At 36.0% G+C, this 23,189-nt stretch carries 32 protein-coding genes and 1 riboswitch; of the genes, 6 read left to right on the top strand and 26 right to left on the bottom strand.

The window, feature by feature from the left end:
* Positions 1-47 precede the first annotated feature (47 nt).
* Positions 48-884, bottom strand: coding sequence for a lipoate--protein ligase family protein (locus FG382_RS08560; protein WP_142538482.1), 837 nt, complete (start codon positions 882-884; stop codon positions 48-50).
* A gap of 128 nt (positions 885-1,012) precedes the next feature.
* Here FG382_RS08560 and FG382_RS08555 point away from each other — a divergent pair, with 128 nt between their 5' ends.
* The 3 genes from FG382_RS08555 (at position 1,013) to FG382_RS08545 (ending at position 3,446) form a co-directional block, all read left to right on the top strand.
* Complete coding sequence (locus tag FG382_RS08555; protein ID WP_373287607.1) at positions 1,013-1,372, top strand: rhodanese-like domain-containing protein; 360 nt, start codon at positions 1,013-1,015, stop codon at positions 1,370-1,372.
* Positions 1,373-1,489: 117 nt separating this feature from the next.
* Positions 1,490-2,758 carry an ATP-binding protein gene (locus FG382_RS08550; RefSeq protein ID WP_142538480.1) on the top strand — a complete coding sequence of 423 codons (1,269 nt, stop codon included), beginning with the start codon at positions 1,490-1,492 and terminating at the stop codon, positions 2,756-2,758.
* A gap of 139 nt (positions 2,759-2,897) precedes the next feature.
* Positions 2,898-3,446 (top strand): hypothetical protein, encoded by a 549-nt coding sequence (locus FG382_RS08545; protein WP_142538479.1) that lies wholly within the window; start codon positions 2,898-2,900, stop codon positions 3,444-3,446.
* Between the two features lie 32 nt (positions 3,447-3,478).
* On the opposite strand, the gene gcvPB is transcribed toward FG382_RS08545, so the two are convergent.
* The 7 genes from gcvPB to FG382_RS08510 all read right to left on the bottom strand — a co-directional run bounded on the left by gcvPB (position 3,479) and on the right by FG382_RS08510 (position 9,458).
* Complete coding sequence (gene gcvPB, locus FG382_RS08540; protein WP_142538478.1) at positions 3,479-4,939, bottom strand: aminomethyl-transferring glycine dehydrogenase subunit GcvPB; 1,461 nt, start codon at positions 4,937-4,939, stop codon at positions 3,479-3,481.
* Positions 4,932-6,278, bottom strand: coding sequence for an aminomethyl-transferring glycine dehydrogenase subunit GcvPA (gene gcvPA / locus FG382_RS08535; protein ID WP_142538477.1), 1,347 nt, complete (start codon positions 6,276-6,278; stop codon positions 4,932-4,934). Before gcvPA ends, gcvPB begins: the two co-directional genes overlap by 8 nt.
* A 23-nt stretch (positions 6,279-6,301) precedes the next feature.
* Complete coding sequence (gene gcvT / locus FG382_RS08530; protein ID WP_142538476.1) at positions 6,302-7,435, bottom strand: glycine cleavage system aminomethyltransferase GcvT; 1,134 nt, start codon at positions 7,433-7,435, stop codon at positions 6,302-6,304.
* Between the two features lie 127 nt (positions 7,436-7,562).
* A riboswitch (glycine riboswitch) is annotated at positions 7,563-7,658 on the bottom strand.
* 117 nt (positions 7,659-7,775) lie between these two features.
* Positions 7,776-8,288 carry a shikimate kinase gene (locus FG382_RS08525; RefSeq protein ID WP_142538475.1) on the bottom strand — a complete coding sequence of 171 codons (513 nt, stop codon included), beginning with the start codon at positions 8,286-8,288 and terminating at the stop codon, positions 7,776-7,778.
* A gap of 361 nt (positions 8,289-8,649) precedes the next feature.
* Positions 8,650-8,832, bottom strand: coding sequence for a hypothetical protein (locus FG382_RS08520; protein WP_142538474.1), 183 nt, complete (start codon positions 8,830-8,832; stop codon positions 8,650-8,652).
* Positions 8,833-8,883: 51 nt separating this feature from the next.
* Positions 8,884-9,237 (bottom strand): YhjD family protein, encoded by a 354-nt coding sequence (locus tag FG382_RS08515; protein WP_142538473.1) that lies wholly within the window; start codon positions 9,235-9,237, stop codon positions 8,884-8,886.
* On the bottom strand, positions 9,237-9,458 hold the full coding sequence (locus FG382_RS08510; RefSeq protein WP_142538472.1) for a transcriptional regulator: 222 nt from the start codon (positions 9,456-9,458) through the stop codon (positions 9,237-9,239). The genes FG382_RS08515 and FG382_RS08510 overlap by 1 nt, the downstream gene beginning before the upstream one ends.
* Before the next feature lie 148 nt (positions 9,459-9,606).
* Here FG382_RS08510 and FG382_RS22615 point away from each other — a divergent pair, with 148 nt between their 5' ends.
* From FG382_RS22615 to FG382_RS08500, 3 genes are all read left to right on the top strand, one after another.
* Entirely contained in the window at positions 9,607-9,756 is a 150-nt protein-coding gene (locus tag FG382_RS22615) for a hypothetical protein (RefSeq protein WP_170206483.1), read from the top strand.
* Between the two features lie 242 nt (positions 9,757-9,998).
* Positions 9,999-10,247, top strand: a complete 249-nt coding sequence (locus FG382_RS08505; RefSeq protein WP_142538471.1) for a helix-turn-helix domain-containing protein — start codon at positions 9,999-10,001, stop codon at positions 10,245-10,247.
* Between the two features lie 298 nt (positions 10,248-10,545).
* Positions 10,546-11,520, top strand: coding sequence for a hypothetical protein (locus tag FG382_RS08500; protein WP_142538470.1), 975 nt, complete (start codon positions 10,546-10,548; stop codon positions 11,518-11,520).
* A gap of 422 nt (positions 11,521-11,942) precedes the next feature.
* Here the strand turns inward: FG382_RS08500 and FG382_RS08495 are convergent, their stop codons facing one another.
* The 18 genes from FG382_RS08495 to FG382_RS08415 all read right to left on the bottom strand — a co-directional run bounded on the left by FG382_RS08495 (position 11,943) and on the right by FG382_RS08415 (position 23,059).
* The gene (locus FG382_RS08495) at positions 11,943-12,662 is read right to left on the bottom strand and encodes an N-acetylmuramoyl-L-alanine amidase family protein (protein WP_142538469.1); all 720 of its coding nucleotides are present in this window, start codon (positions 12,660-12,662) and stop codon (positions 11,943-11,945) included.
* Positions 12,663-12,665: 3 nt separating this feature from the next.
* Entirely contained in the window at positions 12,666-12,941 is a 276-nt protein-coding gene (locus FG382_RS08490; RefSeq protein WP_142538468.1) for a phage holin, read from the bottom strand.
* A gap of 18 nt (positions 12,942-12,959) precedes the next feature.
* Positions 12,960-13,322 (bottom strand): hypothetical protein, encoded by a 363-nt coding sequence (locus FG382_RS08485; protein ID WP_142538467.1) that lies wholly within the window; start codon positions 13,320-13,322, stop codon positions 12,960-12,962.
* A gap of 156 nt (positions 13,323-13,478) precedes the next feature.
* On the bottom strand, positions 13,479-13,946 hold the full coding sequence (locus FG382_RS08480; protein WP_142538466.1) for a Panacea domain-containing protein: 468 nt from the start codon (positions 13,944-13,946) through the stop codon (positions 13,479-13,481).
* Positions 13,947-14,741 carry a hypothetical protein gene (locus FG382_RS08475; protein WP_142538465.1) on the bottom strand — a complete coding sequence of 265 codons (795 nt, stop codon included), beginning with the start codon at positions 14,739-14,741 and terminating at the stop codon, positions 13,947-13,949.
* A gap of 130 nt (positions 14,742-14,871) precedes the next feature.
* A complete protein-coding gene (locus FG382_RS08470) occupies positions 14,872-15,207 on the bottom strand; it encodes a hypothetical protein (RefSeq protein ID WP_142538464.1) in 336 nt (111 codons plus the stop codon).
* A 107-nt stretch (positions 15,208-15,314) separates the two neighbouring features.
* Positions 15,315-15,470: a hypothetical protein gene (locus FG382_RS22610; protein ID WP_170206482.1), complete on the bottom strand. Its 156-nt coding sequence runs from the start codon at positions 15,468-15,470 to the stop codon at positions 15,315-15,317.
* Positions 15,471-15,493: 23 nt separating this feature from the next.
* Positions 15,494-15,802 carry a hypothetical protein gene (locus FG382_RS08465; RefSeq protein ID WP_142538463.1) on the bottom strand — a complete coding sequence of 103 codons (309 nt, stop codon included), beginning with the start codon at positions 15,800-15,802 and terminating at the stop codon, positions 15,494-15,496.
* A gap of 14 nt (positions 15,803-15,816) precedes the next feature.
* Positions 15,817-16,164 carry a hypothetical protein gene (locus FG382_RS08460; protein ID WP_142538462.1) on the bottom strand — a complete coding sequence of 116 codons (348 nt, stop codon included), beginning with the start codon at positions 16,162-16,164 and terminating at the stop codon, positions 15,817-15,819.
* A 12-nt stretch (positions 16,165-16,176) separates the two neighbouring features.
* Entirely contained in the window at positions 16,177-16,704 is a 528-nt protein-coding gene (locus FG382_RS08455; RefSeq protein ID WP_142538461.1) for a hypothetical protein, read from the bottom strand.
* A gap of 11 nt (positions 16,705-16,715) precedes the next feature.
* Entirely contained in the window at positions 16,716-17,354 is a 639-nt protein-coding gene (locus tag FG382_RS08450; protein WP_142538460.1) for a DUF2612 domain-containing protein, read from the bottom strand.
* The gene (locus FG382_RS08445; RefSeq protein WP_142538459.1) at positions 17,347-18,531 is read right to left on the bottom strand and encodes a baseplate J/gp47 family protein; all 1,185 of its coding nucleotides are present in this window, start codon (positions 18,529-18,531) and stop codon (positions 17,347-17,349) included. The genes FG382_RS08450 and FG382_RS08445 overlap by 8 nt, the downstream gene beginning before the upstream one ends.
* Positions 18,521-18,880 carry a contractile injection system sheath initiator gene (locus tag FG382_RS08440; RefSeq protein ID WP_142538458.1) on the bottom strand — a complete coding sequence of 120 codons (360 nt, stop codon included), beginning with the start codon at positions 18,878-18,880 and terminating at the stop codon, positions 18,521-18,523. Before FG382_RS08440 ends, FG382_RS08445 begins: the two co-directional genes overlap by 11 nt.
* A 9-nt stretch (positions 18,881-18,889) precedes the next feature.
* Positions 18,890-19,321, bottom strand: coding sequence for a Gp138 family membrane-puncturing spike protein (locus tag FG382_RS08435; RefSeq protein ID WP_142538457.1), 432 nt, complete (start codon positions 19,319-19,321; stop codon positions 18,890-18,892).
* On the bottom strand, positions 19,318-20,121 hold the full coding sequence (locus tag FG382_RS08430) for a phage protein (RefSeq protein ID WP_142538456.1): 804 nt from the start codon (positions 20,119-20,121) through the stop codon (positions 19,318-19,320). Before FG382_RS08430 ends, FG382_RS08435 begins: the two co-directional genes overlap by 4 nt.
* On the bottom strand, positions 20,118-20,435 hold the full coding sequence (locus tag FG382_RS08425; protein WP_142538455.1) for a phage baseplate plug family protein: 318 nt from the start codon (positions 20,433-20,435) through the stop codon (positions 20,118-20,120). Before FG382_RS08425 ends, FG382_RS08430 begins: the two co-directional genes overlap by 4 nt.
* Positions 20,436-20,441: 6 nt before the next feature.
* Positions 20,442-21,023, bottom strand: a complete 582-nt coding sequence (locus FG382_RS08420; RefSeq protein WP_142538454.1) for a LysM peptidoglycan-binding domain-containing protein — start codon at positions 21,021-21,023, stop codon at positions 20,442-20,444.
* A 2-nt stretch (positions 21,024-21,025) separates the two neighbouring features.
* On the bottom strand, positions 21,026-23,059 hold the full coding sequence (locus FG382_RS08415) for a phage tail family protein (protein ID WP_142538453.1): 2,034 nt from the start codon (positions 23,057-23,059) through the stop codon (positions 21,026-21,028).
* Positions 23,060-23,189 lie beyond the last annotated feature (130 nt).

Below are 23,189 nucleotides of genomic sequence, written 5' to 3'. Positions count from 1 at the left end.
CTAATGATTGCGGTAGTCAATGGACTAAATGACTAAAAAAAAATAAATTATTTTCTAAAATTCCATTCATCATTAGCATAACGTTTCGCTTCCAACTCTTGTACATACATCTCTTGTTCTTCTGTTAGCTTATATTCCACTAATTCTATTTCTAAAGCGTCTTCAAAACCTTTTTTAAATGCCACCTTGCATTCATCGATCGTTATCGGATTTTTACTAATCTTGTTGATAGCAACCGCTTTTTTCGACAAACTCGCTTTTACTCTTTCCCTTAATTCATCAGAGGAAAACTTAAATGTTTGAATTAATTTATCTTCATCTAAATCCAATAAAATAGCTCCATGTTGCAAAATGACACCTTTTTGCCTTGTTTGTGCACTACCTGCCACCTTTCTACCCTCTACTACAAGTTCATACCAACTTGGAGAATCAAAACATACGGCAGATTTCGGTTTTTTTAAATCATCTCTTTTTTGTTCTGTATCTGGAACAGAAAAATAAGCATCTAAACCGAGATTTTGGAAGCCAAGTAACAAACCTTCACTGATTACTCGATAAGCTTCCGTTACAGTTGCAGGCATATCAGGATAACTTTCTGTCACAATTACACTATATGTAAGTTCATGTTCATGGAGCACGCCTCTTCCTCCGGTAGGTCTTCGAACAAATCCCAGTCCTAATTTTTTAATGGCATCCATGTCTATTTCTTTATCAACCGATTGAAAATAACCAATCGACAAAGTAGCGGGATTCCACTCATAAAATCGAACGACTGGTGGGATGAGCCCCTCGCTATGCCAATCTAATAGCGCTTCATCAAGTGCCATATTATATGCTGGACTACAAGGTCCAGAATTAATGAAATACCATTTTGTCTTTTCCACGTAAGTCTTCCCCCTTCACAACGATATTCATTTTATCAAATAGATTGAATTGTATCTAGTGAATCTTTTATAATAGATATGGAAACATAGAAAGGGGAAAGACCGTGTCTAATACTTTATACTTTTTAATCGCAGTAATTGTCGTGTTAATAGTTTATGCTATTATTCAAGCATTACGATTAAAAAAAGCAGTTACAAACCTTACGCAAGAGCAGTTTATAACGGGTTACCGTAAAGCCCAACTTATCGATGTAAGAGAACCAAAAGAGTTCGATGCAGGGCATATTCTTGGAGCAAGAAATATTCCTTCGTCACAACTTCGTCAACGTTTTAAAGAAATTCGTCCAGATAAGCCTGTTTACTTATATTGCCAAAGCAGCGCAAGAAGTTCTCGTGCCGCAATGTTTTTAAAGAAAAAGGGCTATACTGAATTAAACCAGCTTCAAGGCGGCTTCAAAACCTGGACTGGTAAGATTAAAACAAAATAATTTTTAAAAGTGCTCCTTGTAAAATGAGCTAAGATTTTGAATCTAGATATACATAAAGGTTCTTCTTTCATAAAGAGGGACCTTTTTCTATAATCATCTCGCTAATGGAGGTATTAGATGCAAAAACATGTTTTATTTTCACACAATGAAGATTTCAGACAAACACATCCAAACTACGAGGACTTTGCCATCGTATCTAAACGCATTATTCATTTGCTAAAAGAACGCAAATACGCTAATTGGCAGACGATCGACATAGGAGAATCTATTTTACAATTAGACGGAAACCTATTAGAAATGATGGAAAACAATCTCGTTACCTATGAAGTTTTAGCATCTGTATTTGAAACAAGGGCACAAAGTAAAATTACAAGTAAATCACAATTATCAGTTGAAAGTAAGCTAGAGATTGTCGATTCTTTCGAAAATAATCTAATCTTTTTCCCCGAATATGATGTCGCAATGACATTCTCTTTTAACTACTCTGGTGGGAACAGTTGGCCAGAATACTATTTCTTTTCAATTTCGGCTGAAACAGCTCTTACATTCTTGCAAGAAATAAACGAAAAAATGCGTCAGCTGCTTATGCAATCCGTTACCTATTTGGTAGATACAGAGCATGGGGTGCAACGCAGAAAATACGGCGAGCAAGCTGCGGTAAGTCGTGATGATGTATTACTATCTGAAAGTATTAAACAAGACATTTTCCGATCAATCGATGAATTTTTTAAAGAAGATGGTCACTTTTTCAAAGATTATGGACTACCCTATAAACGTGGAATATTACTATACGGGTCACCTGGTAACGGCAAAACAACTTTAGTAAAATCGATTACCGGTTCAACCAAGGCTCCGGTTGTCTATTGGCAAATAACTGAATTCACTGGTAGTCATTCGGTACAAGAAGTATTTGGAATTGTCACTCGGCTAGCACCGGCAATTTTAGTAATTGAAGATATCGATTCCATGCCAGAATACACGCGTTCCGTCTTTTTAAACACTTTAGACGGTGCTCAATCAAGAGAAGGGTTATTTATCATAGGGACGACAAACTACCCGCAAAAAATAGATCCTGCGCTTATTAATCGGGCTGGTCGTTTTGATCGTGCATACGAAATTCCTTCCCCTCCTGAAAAAGTGCGGAAAAACTATTTGCGCAAACTGGATATTAAGCATATTTTCACGGATGAACAATTTGCAGATATGGCGAAACGTTCAAAAGGATTATCTATGTCTCAATTGAACGAGCTCTATATGTCGGTCGCGCTCAATTGGCATTATGACGGAGAGCTCGCTTATGAAAAACGGATCGAGGAACTGATAAAACAAAACAAACGATCCATAAAAAACGATTGGGAGAAAGACGAATCTTCTATTGGATTTTAACCATTTATCTATAAACAAAAAGAATCCGCTGTGATTCTTTTTTTCTTTTCATATAATTCCTGAAACTTCCCACTTCTATTTTCGTATAACAATCAACATGATGTTTCATTATGAAATCATTTGAATGAGGTGGATTATTTTGGCACTAGGAAATCGCAAGGATTTGTTTTGGATTTTTGCACTTATTTTATTAATAGTAGCACCATTTGCTTGCATCCTCACTCCGGTCATTACGTCGATTACATTTTATAGCGGCCCTGGATCGATTGTTTTTGTACCACTTAGCACGAGTTTTTTGGCGCTTGCATTCTCATTTGTTTTTGCAGTTGTGCTTCTTTGTGCGTCCTATTTTCTAAAATCTAATATGTTAAAGGTCATAACAGTTATTGTGGCAGCAATTGGGTTTATACTCATTTTTGCGCTAGGTGTTCAAAATTATGTTTATCTACATGAAGACAAAATAGAATTCAATCCACTTTTCGGAAATAAAGTAGTACATGATTGGGAAAACCTTGCGAAGGTAGTCCATGTATTAGAGGAACCAGAAGAGAAACAAGATGAAATATATATTTTTGAGTTTACAGATGGGGATGTCTTTGAATTTCCTGTCTCTGGAGTCGTAAATGGATCTGTACAAAGTGCCATTTACCATAAAGCAAGGCAATATGATATACCATTTGAAGACTAAAAAAATGCGGTCCATTTGAGGACCGCACTTTTTTATGCTTTTGTATAACGTAAAACTGGCTTACGAGCAGCTTTTGTTTCATCTAAACGATTGATAACTGTTGTATGTGGTGCGTTTTGAACGATTTCTGGATCCTCTTGCGCTTCTTTTGCAATTTGGATGAGTGCATCACAGAATGCGTCTAATGTTTCTTTTGACTCTGTTTCTGTTGGCTCAATCATCATACCTTCTTCTACATTCAGTGGGAAGTAGATTGTAGGTGGATGATATCCAAAGTCAAGCAGACGTTTCGCCATATCTAAAGTTCGAACACCAAGTTTCTTTTGACGGCGGCCACTCAATACAAATTCATGCTTACAATGACGGTTGTATGGAAGATCGAAATGTTCTTCAAGACGTCTCATCATATAGTTAGCATTTAGTACTGCATACTCAGTAACTGCTTTTAGACCATCTGGCCCCATTGAGCGGATATACGTGTAAGCACGAACATTAATGCCAAAGTTGCCATAGAACGGTTTTACACGTCCTATTGCTTGTGGACGATTGTAGTCAAATGTATATTTATCTTCTTCTTTTACAAGTACTGGACTTGGAAGGAATGGAATAAGGTCAGATTTTACTCCAACTGGACCTGAACCTGGACCACCGCCTCCGTGAGGACCTGTAAATGTTTTGTGTAAGTTTAAGTGAACACAGTCAAAGCCCATGTCTCCTGGACGCGCTTTAGACATAACCGCATTTAAGTTAGCACCATCATAGTACAATTTACCACCAACACCATGAATGATTTCAGCCATTTCTAAAATGCTTTCTTCAAATAGACCTAATGTATTTGGATTTGTTAGCATTAGGGCTGCTGTATCTGGACCAGCAACGCGACGTAAGTCCTCTAAATCTACTAATCCATTTTCATCTGATTTTACTGTAATAGTTTCAAAGCCAGCTACTGTTGCAGATGCAGGGTTCGTTCCATGAGCAGAGTCCGGAACGATTACTTTCGTACGATCTAAGTCCCCATTTGCTTCATGGAATGCACGAATCATCATCAGAGCAGTCCACTCACCATGCGCACCAGCTGCAGGTTGGAGTGTCACTTCGTCCATACCAGTGATTTCGATTAAATGCTCTTGAAGATCATACATAAGCTCCATCGCACCTTGAACAGAAGATTCATCTTGTAATGGATGAATGTTAGCAAAACCTGGGAAACGTGCAACCGATTCATTAACTTTCGGATTGTATTTCATCGTACAAGATCCAAGTGGGTAGAATCCTGTATCCACACCGTGGTTACGGTTTGATAGAGCAGTATAATGGCGCATAATATCTAGCTCTGATACTTCTGGTAATTCCGCCTCTTCCTCGCGTTGCATACCTTGTGGTAATAATGACGCTATATCTACTTCAGGAACATCTAGTTCAGGTAGGTTATATCCTACACGGCCTTCTCTCGTAATTTCAAAAATTAGTGGTTGATTATCCTTATGCATGAAGAGCCCCCATTTCTTGCACGAGTGCATCTATTTCTTCTTTTGTACGTTGCTCAGTTACAGCGATTAATACGTGATTTTTAAGATCGGAGTTCATTCTACCTAAGTCAAATCCTCCGATAATTCCTTTTTCAAGAAGTGCTTTGTTTCCATCCGCAATAGAACCATTTACTTTCACAACGATTTCGTTGAAATGTGCTCCTTGGAAAGGTACTTCAAAGCCAGCTTTTTCAAAAGCTTGTTTCGCGTAGTGGGTTTTTGCGATATTTTGAATGGCTATTTCTTTTACACCTTTTTTTCCAAGTGCTGTCATTGCAACAGAAGCTGCAAGTGCATTTAGCGCTTGGTTCGAACAGATGTTAGAGGTCGCTTTATCACGACGGATATGTTGCTCACGTGCTTGTAATGTTAACACAAATCCGCGACGACCATCTTCATCCGTTGTTTCTCCAACCAGACGCCCTGGAACTTTGCGCATTAATTTAGATGTTACTGCGAAGAAACCACAGTGAGGTCCACCAAAAGCTTCCGCGATTCCAAATGGTTGCGCGTCTCCAACTGTAATATCCGCACCAAATTTACCTGGTGGTGTCAAAGCTCCAAGTGCAAGTGGGTTTGTAGAAACAACGAATAACGCTTTTTGAGCATGTGTTAGTTGTTCTACTTTTGCTAAATCTTCAATTTGACCAAAGAAGTTTGGGTACTGAACTAAAACAGCTGCTGTTTCTTCATCCACTAATTCTTCTAGTTTCGACAAATCAGTTAAGCCATCTTTTATTGGCACTGTTACCACTTGAACGTTTTGTCCTTTAGCATACATTTTTACTACATCAATATATTCAGGATGAACCGCTTCAGAAATAATTATTTTTTTACGACGAGTGTGCCCAGCAGCTAAATTACCAGCTTCAGCAAGCGCTGTACCACCATCATACATAGAAGAGTTTGCAATATCCATACCAGTTAATTCACAAATCATCGTTTGGAATTCAAAAATTGCTTGCAATTCCCCTTGTGAAATTTCTGGCTGATACGGAGTATATGCAGTATAAAATTCAGAACGAGAGATAACATGATCTACAATTATTGGTTTGAAATGGTCATATACTCCAGCACCAAGGAAAGAAGCATATTTTTTGCTATCCGCGTTTTTATCAGCAAGAGTTGCTAATTCTTTCAGTAACGCAGATTCTGCTTTCGCAGGTTTAATATTATACTCACCATTAAAACGTACTTTTTCAGGAATGTCTGCAAACAATTCATCAATAGAAGAAATGCCGATTACATCTAACATCTCTTTTTGATCTTGCTCAGTCATTGGTAAATAACGATGCTTCATCGATGGACAACCTCTTTCTTGGCTTATTTTTCTCTTTTATAAAATGGAGTAGGTACAGTAACTGCTTTTAACCGTTTGTTTCTTATTTCTACTTCTAGCTCTTTTCCGATTTCTGCAAATGTTGTGTCAATTAACACTAGACCGATATTTTTTTTGAGTGTAGGAGATTGCGTTCCTGTAGTAACAAAACCAACTTGTTTATCCCCTGCATACACTGGATAACCAGTACGCGGAATCCCTTTATCAATCATTTCAATTCCGATACTTTTTCTTGGTACGCCGTCTTCTTTTTGATCAGCTAAAACAGTTTTCCCATTGAAGTCTTGTTCTTTTTTTAGCTTCACAACAAAGCCCAAGCCAGCTTCGAGTGGGGAGATATCTTTCGAAAGCTCTTGACCATATAATGGCAAGCATGCTTCAAATCGTAATGTATCACGTGCCCCTAGTCCACAAGGTAGAAGTCCCTCTTCTTTTCCAGCTTCTAAAATTTTGCTCCATAAGTCTCTTACATCATTACTAGATGCATAGATTTCAAATCCATCTTCTCCTGTATAACCAGTACGAGAAACAAGAACTGATTTTCCAGCAACTTCGACATTATCTGCGAAACGGAAGAATCCAATCTCGTCTAGATTTTTGGAAGTAAGCTTTTGTAAAATCTCTTGTGCAAGTGGTCCTTGTAGTGCCAGTAAACCGTATTTATCCGATTTATTTACTAGTTCTACACCTTCAGTCACGAATTGTTTCATCCAGTCAAAATCTTTTTCAATGTTGCCTGCGTTTACTACTAATAAATAGTGGTTTTCTGCTACTTTATAGACTAATAGATCATCTACTATACCACCATCTTCGTAACACATTGCAGTATATTGCGCTTGCCCATTTACTAATTTGGAAACATCATTTGTCATTATTTTTTGTAAAAACGCCTCACTTGATGAACCTGTAACGATAATTTCTCCCATATGAGAGACATCAAACAATCCTGCTTTTGTCCTTACTGCTTCATGCTCTTCTTTAATACTAGAAAACTGTACAGGTAATTCCCAACCACCAAAATCAATTGTTTTTCCTCCATATGTAGCATAATCATCAAATAGAGGTGTACGCTTCAACTGTTCTGACAATAAAATCTCCTCCTTAAGTTTTTCACACATAAAAAAGGACAGAGTACCCCCTGTAGATTAACAAGGGTTCTCTGTCCTGGCACCTGAAAGTTTACCTAAATGGCTTTCCTCTTTGGTGGCTTTGCGTGATACTAAACGAAAGCACTCTCCAGAGTTGCGTCCTATACGAGTTCTTTTGCCTGAGAGATTCATAATAGCTATTACTTGCTCCTTCGGCGACGCTACCTACAGCGTTCTCTCCCCGTATACTCAACCGCGATATCTGTATAAATGGCTTGCTTTGTCTATATCCTAACATTGAACATTAAAAGACGCAATACTTTTTATAAAATTACTTAAAACACGAACAATTAATAAATTTTATATTCATTCATTCGCCTTTTAATCGATTTACTTGGTAACCGGCATACTCTGTAACTTGACGCAATGGACGATTTTCGGTAAGGATTGTAATATGTGTTGCTTTTTTATAAGCTCTTCTTCTCTTATTGTATAATTGCTCTAACTCTTCTCTTGTACTACTCTGCACAATCGGTCTGTTCTTATCATTTTTAATACGCATCCAAATATCATGGAATGTCGCATCTAAATACAACACTAAACCAGTTTGACGCATAATTCGAACATTTTCTTCATTCATCGCGACTCCACCACCTGTAGAGATAATACAGGACTCTTTACGGAAGTTTTTCAAGAAATCAGTTTCCAATTGTCGAAAGTATGCTTCCCCTTCCTGTTCAAATATTTCGGGTATTGTCCTTTTCTGCTTATTAACGATTTCTTTATCCATGTCGTAATATGGCATTTTTAACAAATAGCTCAGTCTTCTTCCGATTGCACTTTTTCCGCTTCCCATAAATCCAACTAAATATACTTTGTACATGCTTCACCAACTCGCTACATATCAAGATTATTTTCTCGCTCATTAAAATTATCTATTTTAATGATAGTACACACAATTTTCGTGTGTCTTCACATTAATATAGAAGGCTCTAATATAATGGTTATATTCCGATTACCCATCTGTTTTCTTCATATTTTTTCATTCGCTCACATATTTTTTGTGACTTTTATGTGATTTTTTGCTGCTATCTTTTATTTATTCTAATATTCATTAAAGTTATCCTTATTATAGAGACCTGTATTGACTATTACAAGGTATTTTAAAAAGCTACAAATTTTTTCTATTAAATAGAAGAAATAAAAAAACCACCTACCAAATTAATGGTTGGTGGTTATGTACATTAAACTTTTTCAGTTACTTTCATATTTTTAATATGAATAATATTAAATGCCCATTCTTCTTCCGTTACAATCATTCGTGTTCCGTTTATCTCCATTGGTTTTAAAGTCCTTACATCCGAATCGGTTTCAAATTCAAATGTTTGGCCGCTATACATTTCTATTTTCACGTCGTACTTTTTCATTTTTCTCACCTCGCTTTGCTATCTAGTTCTAGATGTTTAAGAAAAAGCCTTTTAATTAATTGTAAAATATTTGTAAAGTATTTCCTCACACTTCGTTTTTATTTCTGTATGTAAATATTTATGGCGTTCTTCTGTTCCCATATAAATAAATGCAAAGGTTGTGGAATCGGCTGTTGATTCCCATTTGGTTAACTGCATTTGCTTTCTTATTAAATATATATCAGCAGATTTTAAATCCTTATGTACTAATTTTAGAGCGTCCTCTACCAGCTTAATGTAAGGTCTATTTAGTTTAAATGGCAACTTATCGATTGACTCAAGATCTTTTTCTAGCACTTTAATAATCATCGGCAAGTACAATTTATTTTCGAAGTACATTAAATCCTTTTCTTTAATCACAGGCATCAAATGACACTTCTTTCTTTATTAATTACTGGAACAAATGCGAGCACATTATCTATTTTAAAAATCCTTTTTGTGTTGCGAAGAAAACAATAAGCTTTAAATGTATCGTCATCTACACTTAATACTTTCACCTTTCGCTTACTGATTTCACCGTTTTCTTTCATGTAAATCATTTCTACAATTTGGTTATGTTCCATTACTTTTAAAATATTTATACGCACACTCGTTCCCTCCTTTTTATTAATTATACGAACATTTGTTTGTTTTGTATACATGGTAATTTTATATTTTATAGAAAATTTTACCTAAATCTATTAACTATAGTAAATAGTTATAATATAATTAAAGTATAGAAAGGAGGTGAACTAAATGGATTATGATAAGGGTTTAGCTTATCTAGTCGCACTAGCTACGGTGATTAACTTACTGACAGGTTCAGTAAAAAACATCTACGACATGCGACAAGGTAAGAAAAACAAAAAGCGACGCTCCCCCCGCAAAGGAAAACGTCGCAAATAGCAAGAAGGGGAAGAAATTCCCCTCTCTTCTTAAATCTTATCATATCCATCTAATTATGAAAAATTTTTCTTATGTTGTAGCCTTAGCATTCGCATTGTACATTTTGATTGATGTTGTGAATTGGAAAGAACCACAGTTTTTTGATTACACGATAATAATCATTTACTCAATATGTTTAATACTAATTGTGATGAACATCATTCTTTATATCAAGAAAATGAAATTGAAAAGGAAGTTATAAAATGACTGTATACAAAGTCGATACCAAAGAAGAGTTTATTAGCTTAGTACGAACAGAAATATTGACTTCATCAGAGGTATTAGAAGAATTACAAATATCAAGGCAGGCATTAAGCTCTCTAGTAAAACGCGGCAAATTAGTTCCCGTTAAAGAACTTAGTCGAGATAAGTTGTTTTTAAGAGAAGATATAGAAGGTAGGAAAGAAGCTTCTAAGGAACTTTTTGCAAAATACAGACCATATGACGATTAAACCAAAAAAGACCATGACGGCAATTAAGCTATCATGGTCTTTACATTTATATACATTATTTTTTGTTCCTTATTCAACTAAAGCACCCATTAGTTGAATATTGAATTCAATTCAAAGTACTGCGTACGTGGCTTTTGTTAATTCTATTTTGAAACAAAAAATATGATATTTTTCAAAAAGATAATATCCATTTGTGCATAATATCTTGGCATTTCAAGAAAAAATGTTATTTTTAGGATACACACAATTAGATGATGAACTATAGTGTGTACTAAAAAAATAGAAAAGAGTGATGAAATTGAAGAAAGTTTTAACAGCAATTCTTTTATCTACATTATTTGTCTTTTCAGTGAATACTATTGCTAGCGCAGAAAGTGAAAATCTTAAAGCGCAAGAAATTGTATACGGACTAGAAATGGATGAGAATCATGTCAAAGTATTAGAGCCTGTTTTTTCGGAGGATGAGTTAAAATCATTAACAGACAAAGGATTCACCCTAGATGTAATTACACTTTTGGTTTCTTCAGGTGAGAGTAAAGAAGATATCTTAAAAAGGGAATTTGTAAGCAATTCCACCAAACATTACATAACTACTATTAATAACCCTTCTATCCAGAAAGATTATTTGAATTTGAATTCTAAAGCTTCTCTTCCTGTTACTAGTATTGAAGAAGTTAGTTATGAGGAATATATGCAAAGGCTTAAAGAATATAAAGAAAGGGTAACAATATATAGTGACTCAGATAAATCAACTACTTCATATAAAACAATGACTGTTTCTGTGTCTAAAAAAAGCACAGGTGTTTATACAGTTACTAATGTAGTCGATTGGTCTACAGGAGCTCTGAATACTAAAGAAGATATCATCGGAATTGGTATAAATGGAAATACATCACCGGTAAGAGGTACAGAGTATGGTACTCAAGTAGTGCGAGGTGCCATTTATCAAAATCATATTCAAACTATAAACTATTCAAGTAGTAGTTCTAAATGGAATCGAAATGGGGATTACGGTCTATCAGTCGATTTAGTAGATGGTGGGGTAGGATGCGTTAGATGTCAAATTCATAAAATTTCTATGAAGTATGATATTAAACCAAATGTTAGCAGCGTAAGTTTGATTGACGCATACGGTCATTACGCTCATCAAGAAACAACTTTTAATGTTTCACCATCATTCACAATTTCAAAGGGTGTCCTTGGTATATCTGTGTCCCAACAGAAAGATTTCACTATACACCAACCGCAACCTCACGCCCAGATGCCCAAATAATTAAATGATAATAGCATTAGATAGGAGGAGAAGGATATAACGAAATATATATTACCACACCTATATGTATTTTTCGGAGTCATTCTATTTATCTTAGCGACCTATGTTATACCAACAGGTAAGATCTATTGGATTTCTTCTTATGGATCTATACTTTTCATGATTATTGGCTTGATTTGGATTTTCTTCTTATTATTTAAGAAAAAAATTAAATAAGCTAAACTGAGTCATAGTGTCGCTCTGTCAAGAGCAAAGAAAAGAAAGGAGAATCCATTTGTTACTACATAATGGATTCTCCTTAAAATTGATAAGCCCTGCTCATTAACTTGAGTGGGGCTTTTTTTATTTGCATTTTTAAATTTCATTTTTTATTAAAGCATCCGTAGATTACTTACATTTAATATACATCTTATACTTGATAGTTACTTTATTTTCTTTTTTAATTCAGCTAATTCTCTTGCAAACGGTAATAATGCGTTCCACACATAATATTGGTTTACTTGTCGGAATGGATCATTGCCATCTGTAATACCTAATTCCATAGCTTCTTGACGAATTTTTTCTTGTGCATCTGATAACTTTTGTTCGGCCACTTCCGTTCCCTCCTTTTTCTTCAATCCAAATGCTTTAACCAATCCATTCACATGACCTTGTGCTAAACCTTCTATAAACGCATTTTGTTTTAGTAATGCAGCATCGGAAGAATTATCGATAAAACCACACTCAGTTAATATGGATGGCATATTTGACTTACGTAGCACATGATAATTTGCTTGTTTCTTACCACGATTCACCATTTTACCAATCTTCTTAATGATTTCCGCATGGATAATGTTTTGATAATAGATTGATTTGGTGCTACCCGGGTAAACATAATCTTCGTAACCATTACCTCCGCCTGCATTAATGTGTATGGACAGTAAGAAATCAGCTCCCCATTTATTCGCTTCTCGAGTGCGGTCTGAAAGAGATGGGTATGTGTCACCTGTTCGGCTCATTTTCGTTTGTACATCGTGATACTCTTTGAGTAACGCTTCCACACACTTTGCTAATTTCAATGTAATGTCTTTTTCTTTTAATCCATTGCCAACTGCACCTGGATCACTGCCTCCATGACCTGCATCGATAAATACTTTTACCATTTTTTATCGCTCCTTTGGTTTTTCGTATTTTAAAGCTTGAGGACTATCACTAACACCTACTGTGGTTAAGTCTGGAATCGCATTGTAAATCCCTACACCGATAGAGAATAATACAAATGGATTAGACACAATACACACAACCAAATCCCAAACAGACATCCATGTAGTTAAATCGCTACCACTAACGTCGTAATAAGCGGAAATTGGTGCTGTTATCGCAAGTAATACCATTAACCAAAATTGTTTATTTTTGAACCTTACTTTCCAATTGATATTCATAATATTTTTCTCCTCTATTTATTTAATTATTAAATTGATTGCAGCAACTCCAAGACCAAGGACTGTTAAACCTAATCCAGCAACAGATATAATGGCCCCAATTAGCCATTTACGATCGGTATCAGCCTTTTTATCCCTTTCTCTAGATTTATTAAATAAGATTTGAATATCCTCTTTTGCATTTTTAAGTTCATTAACTGTCGTCGATGATTCGGTTTTTATAGTATCTACTTTTTCGGATAGTAGGCCGACATCTTTTTTCAACTCCAAAGCCGAATCAATTTTCCCTTCCACTCTGGCGAAATTTACATTTAACGCATTAACACTATCAGTCATTTTTTCAATCAACTTATTTTGTGTGCTTTCCTCCACTGTTTGCATCCTCTCACCTCTTTTGCGCAAACAAAAAGAACGCCCAATAGACGTTCCTCATAAAATTTATTCTTTTCTCTTACTACGCTTTTGGTTCCTAAGGCACAATATAAAAAGCACCCTAAAAAGAGAGTGCTTTGAGAATTAATTTTTGCAATTAGTTATTTATTCTTCGTCATTTTTAGCTAACTGTATTAAGTTTAAAAAATTATATCTATCTTGTGTACGGATAGGATAAGTATTATACACGTAATCAATGAATTCTGACCAATTCAAGAATTTAGTTTCATTAATTACTTGATCTAGTATCCGTTGTTCTTGCCTTGTAATTTTGTATACTATGTCGTCATCATCATCATTTTTTAAATAAATTGTTTCTTTTGGTGTTCCAAATGCTGTCCACTCATGTTTAATTTCTAACTTTTTATCCTTTTTAGCTTCTTCATAAACATCGGTGACGAAAGGGCCATAGTGATCAAAATACCAATCTATTTTAGTGATTTGTTTACCATCTCTTTTCGCTGAAAACCAATCGGCTAAATATACCATTTTTGTTAATCTTGCTTTTGATAGTTCAGATTTATAAGGATATTTTAAAGTGAAATATCTAAGTAAATATTTAAGTTTGACCATCTATACGGCCCTCCTTCCTGGTGGAAGATTCATGTTAATCATATCGACAATTAAATGACCAAATGAACTGTCCAGTAAATTTTTAATCTCTGTTGTCTTTTTAGGTAGTGATTCATTTGTTGATTCAAATACTATTACAGCAATAGGATCCCCGTTTAGATTATCAAGATTAAGACAGTAGTAACTCCTACTTCTCATTCTCATTTCTGAAATTACAATTTCTTCTATATTACATTTCGTTTTTACTTCTCTTATATAACCTTTGAACTGTTTGTCCGGATCCGGTAAACCATCAATAATCAATTCTCCTTGTTTCCAAGCAATCCCGATATAACCTTCACTATTTGGATATCGATTTCTCCCGCCTTTTTTAAATTCACTGTTTTTAGAATATCTACCAATCGGAACAAAATGTGAATCCGCATAACGATAGACTGTTATTCGTTCGGTGTATCCGAAATCCAGGTATTTATATATACTCTTAATTACCCTTTCAGGTGTAGTTTGTAAAAATGAAGTCAAATCATTATTTTGGTGTTCCAACTCTCCAACATCTCTGATTTTAATCATTAATTCTTGTGATATATTTAGTGAATAAATTACACACAAGATTAATGCTAAAATAAATAAACTAATAAAAATCCAATGAGAAGCGATTGCGGAAGGTAAATTAGAAAATAGTACTAATATGATTGGAACGATTACAATTATAATTTGACTCCAATAGTATTTTAGGTTTTTTAGATTAAAAATAAACGAAAATAAACTAAGAATATTTTTGAAAAAAGCTTTCAAAATCATTTCCTCCCTCTTGCCTTATTATGTTATTCGACAAAAGGTGAGGATTTTCCTTTAATAAGTTTTTGTTATTTTACTTGTCTGTAAGTTATTTCACAGTTGGTTCCAAATATGTCGGTGAATGAACTTATTGATCATTCCACATGCAATTTACAAATTCATCCTCACTAACTGATATCCCACGATAACCCTTAACTCCAAATATATATTTCTCTCCTTTGCTATTAATGCCTTTTAATTCATGAAGCTTCTCTGTATATTGATCGTAAACTGTGTCATACTCTGTCATTTCACTAGGTAACAATCTCACTAATTTGTTCCTTTTTCCAATATCAATTAATAACTTTTTCCCGCATGCATCACAACGCCAAGTCTCCGTGTTTACTTGTTTTTCTTGTAGAATTTTATTGCAACTTCGACAAGAATATCTTTCGTTTTCAAAATATTCAGAAGTAACCCTCATAATTATCCCCCCCCTCTATTATAGGAGATAAAAGAATTAATTCAAAATTAGTATTTTCAATCGCATTAGAAGGAATTGAACATGATCTTTGATAAAATAACGCTAGCTTATGCTGCGTTTAGTTGTGTTGATAACTCTTCATACTGAGGTTGTGTAATACGATCTCCAACCAGAAAAATATCTAGTTTCTGTTGCATATCCTCTTTCGTAGTATAAGACTGGCGCTCGATTTGCGATTTACATGCACGATAAGTTAAGTTCATTTTTCATTCTCCATTCAATTTTTTTATAGTCCTAATTCAATCATAGTTACCCGATAATCCACATCTACGATATAGTCTGTTAAAAGCTCAGTTTCTGTTGGTGGTTGTGGTTCTGGATCGGGTAAAGGTTTTAAATCCCCAAATTTAATTTCACCTTTTTCTATTGTGTATTCATGGGTGAAAACTCTTTCGTCTGTGACTAGTTCAATTTCTTCCCTTTTCAAGTTGTTTACACTAAGGAAATCGTCTAAAGGAAAATCCTCATCATTTGACCACCTCACGGCGACTAAAACAGAATTGTTATCCTTTTTATAAATCAATAACGTTTTCATAAAGCTTGCCTCCTCTACTCATGAACTATTACCGCTTGAATACTGTGGTAAAGCCCAGAAGTTTTTTGAGTACTATAATATTCTAATTTTATGCTTTCTTTAAAAGGCAAATTAAAACTTCTATTACTATTACTAAATTCTGAGGTATATAAACCAATAAACCCGACAAAATTTGCTATATTTCTGTCATAGATAATGTTTCCATCTATAGTGAGTCTTAGATTCAAGTTAGTTGAGTTCTGAGAAGTTACAAAAGCAGTTTTCAACATCCCTGTCCCAACAAAATCCAACACTGTTGTTAGAGGTACATCTGCCGATAATGCAGAAACCTCATTATAATAACCTTTTGTAGTCATTGCCATTTTTATTTCCTCCTAATATAAACTTGTGATTTTCAATAACTCTATTCCTATCGCTGTATCATTTGGCAATTGGTCCGATTTCAATTTCCCCTTTTCATCTAATACTGGGAATCCTCCTGGAACATCTTTAGGTGTGAACTTTGTAACTGCTTGTTTAGTTGTTTCAGGTGTCATGTATTTATTATTCAACGAACCCGTTTCCGCTTCTGCTTGTGTAGCGATTTTATAGTTCTCTACGTATTCAAGACCTACTTGCTTTTTTGTGACCTTGTGTGGATTTTCTATATTTAATAAATGTGTGGAAATAATTTTCTCTACAGCCTGCAATTCGGTATCAGTAGCCAATCCCGATAAATCCAATTCATCTTTGTGAAGGGCATACTCTTGTAGTTCTTTTAAAGCTTCATAAGCCTTGCTGTGTAAATGATTAAAATACTCATCAGGTGGTTTAACTCCTGCTTTCCAACCATTTTGTCTAAGGGAAAGTGGAGGTTCTATTCCTGGTGCTTCCCAATGAGGAAGTGGTTTAACAAATGGCATTTATATCCCTCCTATATCGGTAATTGTTCAAATGTTGACGGTATAAGAACGGCTCCTAAATATCCCCCTACAGTTCCATTGATATTTCCGAACCCTTTTAAGTTATCTACTTCCATCGCTGTTGTACCAAATTCAAAAGTTCCTGACAGTTCAATGACCCCAACTTTTATGCCTGCTGCTACAGTACATTGAACAATTCGAGTGAAGTTCGTAGGATCTAATCCGGCTTTATTCATTGTTTTTAATGGCAATTCTATTACCTTTATAGCTGCAGGTTCTGGATCATCGAAGTCATTCCACTTTTCCACTATCTTAATTGCAGATGGATCCGTGGATAGAGCGATTGAAATAACATGGATGATTGCATTAATCGAACCATCCGACATGTTTCTAGCAATCTTTGATTTTAAAAGAATCCTGTATACTTCATCTGAAGCTTTTCCTCGTGGTTGATTCACGTTCTCTCCAACCAAATCAAGCGCTTTTCCTTGTGCTTTGTCTATATCTCGCCATTCTAGAATGGTTTCATTGGTCTTTTGTAAAACTTGTAATTCATCTGAAAAAATACTGATTAGTTTCGATAAATTCGAAGTAGGGTGTTTAGCGAAATAATCGGCAAATCTACTCATTATTAGCTTTGTACTAAACATTTTCAGTCACCTCAATATTTGCCGCATTCAATTGCGCTACTTCTTGCAAACCAATATTGACATTGGATTCACTGTAATCAATGCCATCTGTAGATAATTCAAAGGTGATATCTTCAAGCCCTATAACTTGATATGCACGAGCAATTAATCGAGATTCGATTACATCTTCGCCCATGTTCAACCCTGCGTACACCGATGAATCAACATCTACTCCTCCAACATATCTAATCAAAGCAGACTTTATTTGATCTATACCCTTGCTAGGAAAAGAAGAATTGGTAGTAACATTAGCTTTAATGTAAATTGGTATTTCGATAGCTCTTGTAAATCCAATTAGTTGAGGGTTTCCGCTATCATCTATAACGTTCACATAGGTAGTCCCGTAAGGTTGAATCCCTCCGGCTTTCTTTTCGAAAATTGCATAGGCTATTTCTTCATCTGTCCCACCTAGTACGAATGCTTGTATGGATCTCATTGGCGCACCATATACATCTGGTTCATCACCAAAGTTCTCTGTGACTGTTGCAGCACGAACAGAAGGTATCTTTAAAAGATTTGCTCTAATTGCATTTGTAGTGGCCGAACCCATTCCTTCAACCGTTATAGATGCTCTTTCACGAGCTTCTAACTCAGTTTCTTTCTCTCGTCCTCCCGATGTGTCAGCAAGGTTAGTTACGCTAATAACATCCGCATCCGGGTTAACGATTTCTGTGATAGTGTTTGCTGCCGTATTGCCGATACTCCCTAATTCCACGGCTTTTATTTCCACTATTCCTTTTCCGTTTGAACCTATCACTACATCTTCAGTGGTTTCAAAGAATATGTCAGAGTTTATTTTAGAAACTAAAAAACCAGCACTCACCAAATGATTCGGTGTGCCGGTTATTTCTAATGCTCCAAAAGCATATTGATCTAAATTTCGTGTTATACCCGCATATGGCAGTAACATATCTAGTTGTGCACCTTCTGCAGTCTTTCGATATGCAGAGTAATAGACGTTTTCATTGTCTTGCCATACTAACGACAGAAACCATGCCATTATCCGAAGAATAATACCAAGCACAGAGCGCTCAGATACGTTTGCATCCTCTCCAAAGTGTTGCTTAGCTTTTGCTGACATGTCATTTAATAAATCATCATACGTCTTTCTTTTATATCCTTTGCTATCAAGTGCCACCTAAGACCACCTCCCCGTTTAATATCTGGCCATCAATCAGTTGGACTTCATAGCGGACGAATAATTGTCGTTCTTTACGATTTTGAACAATCTGTACTTCATTAATAATATCGACACGCTCTTCTTGACCAATAACGCGAATGACTTCCGAGCGAATTTCTTCATCAGTTGGTTTTTCTCTTAACTTCGTAAAATCTAACCCAAATTGCAGGTTTAGGAACCATTCTTTTAAGTTGGTTGATAGTGATATAGTCAATACTTGTTTAACCTCTAAAGGACCTTCTACGACATTAAAATCACCGTTTTCAAAAAATAAATCTCCATCACTTGTTAATTCTATTGATTTCATTCAATCACCTCACAATATTCCTACGATAATTGCATCGTGAACAGCGAATAAACGAGAAGTACCAGGGTAAACTACATTACCTTCAATTGCATCATCTAAACTTCTTTGAGCGAAAACCGCTAAGACAATATCGCCGACATTAATTGAGGGTACTAGTTCTACTGATTCATTAAATGTTATTTGAGTATGATCACTATTTGGTATGGTCACTGAGATGGCCGTATTGTTTTTTATCTTCACTCTTTCAAACAGTACAGGAACATCTTCTAACACAGAAAGCTTCTCAGGTGCTCGGTTTATCTCTTTTATCATAAACAAAGGTTGAATCTTTGCCGTTCGGTTACTCTCGTTGTAAGCAAGAACTTTGCAAGGCATACAAGTGTTAATGGACAGAAGTAATTGGTTTTTAAAGTTCGAATAAAACTCAGAGGAATTACTCATGCAATCACCTCAACTTCTGAATAATAAACATCGCCTTTCCTGTAATGCTTGCCTTTACGAACTCTAAACTTCCCTTTAACAAATAACGATTGCAATTCGATAATAGAAGCCGTATTCATGCGATACTGAAGCAAGGACTTCACTCTATAGCCCTTTAATACCTTACCGTCTCTTTCTTCCTCAAAATACTCAGGAGAGCCGATTAACCCAGTGTTTGAGTTAAGGATGAACTGAGTGTTATCCCCTTCTTTAATCGAACGAATATAGACATTAGAACGGCTAATATAGAAGCTCGCTCCACAATCCTTCGCAATCTTCTTCATAGCATCGACAACAGGTCCATTAACTGAGAAGCCTTTTTTATAAACAACATTATTCGGTAGCTTGATTACAGCTATTTTCAGTTTAATAGCTTTCGCTAGTTCCTTTAATATTTGATCACCTTTGATACCTTTTTTGAACGTCTTTTTCAGTGTTTTTTTATTGTCGATTGGTTGGCTATCTACCACTGATATTTTAGTAGCTCTGTCAGCTCCACCTTTTTCGGATGCTACCGTTGAGATGAATCCTGAAAGAATAACTCCCTTGTCCGCTTTATATCCGGCATTCATCGTAAGCTTCACACCTTTTTTAAGCTTGCTTAGAGTAGTATCGGATAGGTTATAAACGACAATTTCACTTACGTTAGGGTCTGGATCATCGTCAAAAGGAATATTAAATTCAATTTCCAATGTATCACTAGATATCTTCAAATCGTTCGTTATTATCTCTGTGACACGTCCGAACTGAATAGTACTCATAAGTCATTCACCAACCTTAAAAACACTGTCTCGTTCAAATTTTCAAAGGTTACACGTTGCTCCTGTCCAGATTCATCAATAGGAACGATTGTTGGACCTGGAAAACGTGAATCGTATACTTCAGCAAATAATGGCACTCCGTATGTTATCTTTTCGCCATACACAAGTACTTCATTGTCCTTATATAGATCAATCGTAAAAAAATCATGCATTAAATTATAGTTAATCTCCATCTCAAACAACTCTGCACCGAGCTCAATTTCAAAGCGATAAGGAATGAGCTCTTTTTCTATTTCGATATATTCAAAGTCCATTCCTCATCACCCTACCTTTATTTTTACTCCAATCGGAATTTGTTTAGATGGATACTTATTATTTTTCTGAACGTCTTGCCATTTAACACCGTATTTTTGTGCTATATCATAATAAGTCTCGCCTTTTTTAACCACATGAGAAACAGGCAATTGCTTTTTGTTCACTGTTTGCTTACGGCCTACAGATGATTTTTTTGCTACTGCTGCTTTGGTTTTGGCAGGTAGCGATACATAAGAAGGTGCTGCAAAGCGTACCTCTTTAAGTGTCATACTAAAGTTAAAACCATTCATGATCTTTGAATCAGCATCATAAGAAAAAGCCGCAATCATCAAATTATGATAGATTCTACGGCCTTCATATGCAACGAGTGTACCTTTTGTTTCAATTGTAGATAAACGTCCCAGAAGTGTTTCTAAAGTCGTGTTATCCGGACGAATAAGCTTTCCGCTGATTGATAACACAACCGGCTTTCGTTCGACGTGATCTGTTAAGTTGATTCCCTTCTCTACAGGGTGAGATGGCAACTCAACGTCATTTTGTAGACTTTCTTTCAATACATCAATCTTTATTCCGTTTATTTTTGCCATCTCTATCCCTCCATTATTACAGGAAATACAGTATTCAAGTCAGCGTACCAACTTTCGAATTCTTCTCTTACACTTTTAGCGGTTTCTTGTGGTTTATCAGAACCTTGAACGATGATAGTCACCGGTGCTTGTACAGTAGAATTAGTAGTTCTATTCGTAATTGGTGGTGCATTGTTATAACTTGCTCCATCAAAATCTAGTGTCGGGTCTGTACCATCACCTTTTAGAATCCCGGCACTACGCAATGCTTCCGCTTCATCAGCAGGCAATACAGCCTCATCCTTATGCAAAAGTGCTGGCATTTCATCGATAGGAACACGGCCTAGACCAACTTCAAAGCCAGGTAAGTTATCCGTTGTTTTAGATACGAAGTTACTTATCTTGCCTCCGATATCTAGAATCTTCATTACTTTTCCTAGACCACTTATTTTGTCGACTACCCATTCAACTGCATCAGCTATTCCGTTAAATGCAGAAATTATTGCATCTAACACAGGTTTCATGTAATCCCATGTAGCAATTAGGGTTGCCGATGCTAAAGGTAGCAAAGGGACGATTATTTCTGACACTAAAAACTTAACTGCGCCAGAAACTCCCTCAAATAACGCTCCGGCAATCCTTAAAATTGGTGAAATGACATTGAAAACAGTCTCTATTACAGATTTTGCCATAGGCATTAAAGGAATAATGACTCCTTCTATAAGTCCGGCAATAATCATTTTTAATGAATCAAATATATTCATTGCACCTGAAACCATATTGCCTATATAGTCCATAGCAACGCCTATAAATTCCTGTGCAACTGGCATCAACGGGACAATAACCTCGTCTACGAAAGATGTCACTGCCGTTTTTCCACCCTCAAAAGCTAAAAGGATAGTTTCACCAAAGGCTTGATAAACATCTGCAATCTCTGGTGGTATACCTAAGGATTGGAGAACCTCTGATATATCACTAACATCTTTGATAGAACCTAAAGTGTCGATGACTACATCTTTAAGCGTATTTAGTCCAGAAATTCCAGTAGATACGAATTCCATAAATGGCCCTGGATCAAGATTCGATATAACATCACTAAGAGTCGATAACACTCTAACAGCTTGCTCTAGTATTGGAGCTCCTGCTTTAGCCATGAAATCTTCCCATGCCTGTTTCAAGTTCCCCATCTGGTTTTCATAAGCTTCCGATTCCTTAGCGGCTTGACCTAACGCCCCTGCAAGTTTATTTCCATCTTCAACCATAGCCAGTAAGGTAAGTTGCTTTTGAGATTCCGATAACTTAATAAAAGACTTTCCATAGAGATCGTTAGCCTTTGCGTTCCTAGTGGTTTCAGTTGCAGAAATACCTAATGCAGCATCGTTTTCGAAATTACCCTTTAAAAATGATTGCATGGTTTCCGAAACTTCTTCTATCGATTTATCATAAAATGCCGCACTATCAGCCGCCGCTAACGTGGCTCGTTCAGTCAGTGATAAGGCTTCTGCTGTGCTAGCTCCCGTAGTCTTAGCAAATGCCGCCATCTGAGTAAAGCTACCTTTAAGCCTATTTGGAAGCATGCCCGTTTCTTTTGCTATGCTTTCGAGACTTGAGGTCGATTCTTTTTCGAGCTCGTCAAATACTGCATCAAACTGAGCACTCATTGCTTGAGCACTAGCTGCCGCTTCAATGGATCCAGTCGTGAAGTCTTTTAAAGCTGCACCAATACCGAGTGCTAGTAAAGCCGAACCTATACCAAGCACTGTTTTCTTGAGTAATCCCATGCCCCTATCAGCGTTACTTACTTCACTTTCTAGATTACTTAGATTGGTATTATCTAAGGTTTCTACTTCGTCTGTTGCATCGACAATGGAATCCTCTAGATCACCAAATTCGTGAGACAAGTCTCCAACATTATCAACTGCACTATCTATAGAGGATATATCGATGCCACCTAACGCACTCATCACATCGTCTATTCTTCTGTTTAAATCAGCAAGGGGTCCGTCTGATATATCCATTCCGATGGCAACGTTAACATCACGTAAGGACGACGACATTCAATCAACCTCCCCTCGCTTCTTTTAATCGTTGAGCATAGCTATCTATAGCGGCATTAACTTCTAATAGCTCGTCTAACGTCATGGTTTCAGCACGCTCAAAACTAAGTTTTCCTTCCATAATTGGACG

This window comes from Psychrobacillus lasiicapitis, assembly GCF_006861795.1.
In the GTDB taxonomy this organism is placed as follows: Bacteria; Bacillota; Bacilli; order Bacillales_A; family Planococcaceae; genus Psychrobacillus; species Psychrobacillus lasiicapitis.
The sequence above is the reverse complement of the archived record's forward strand: the minus strand, read 5'-3'. Positions and strand labels throughout refer to the sequence as shown.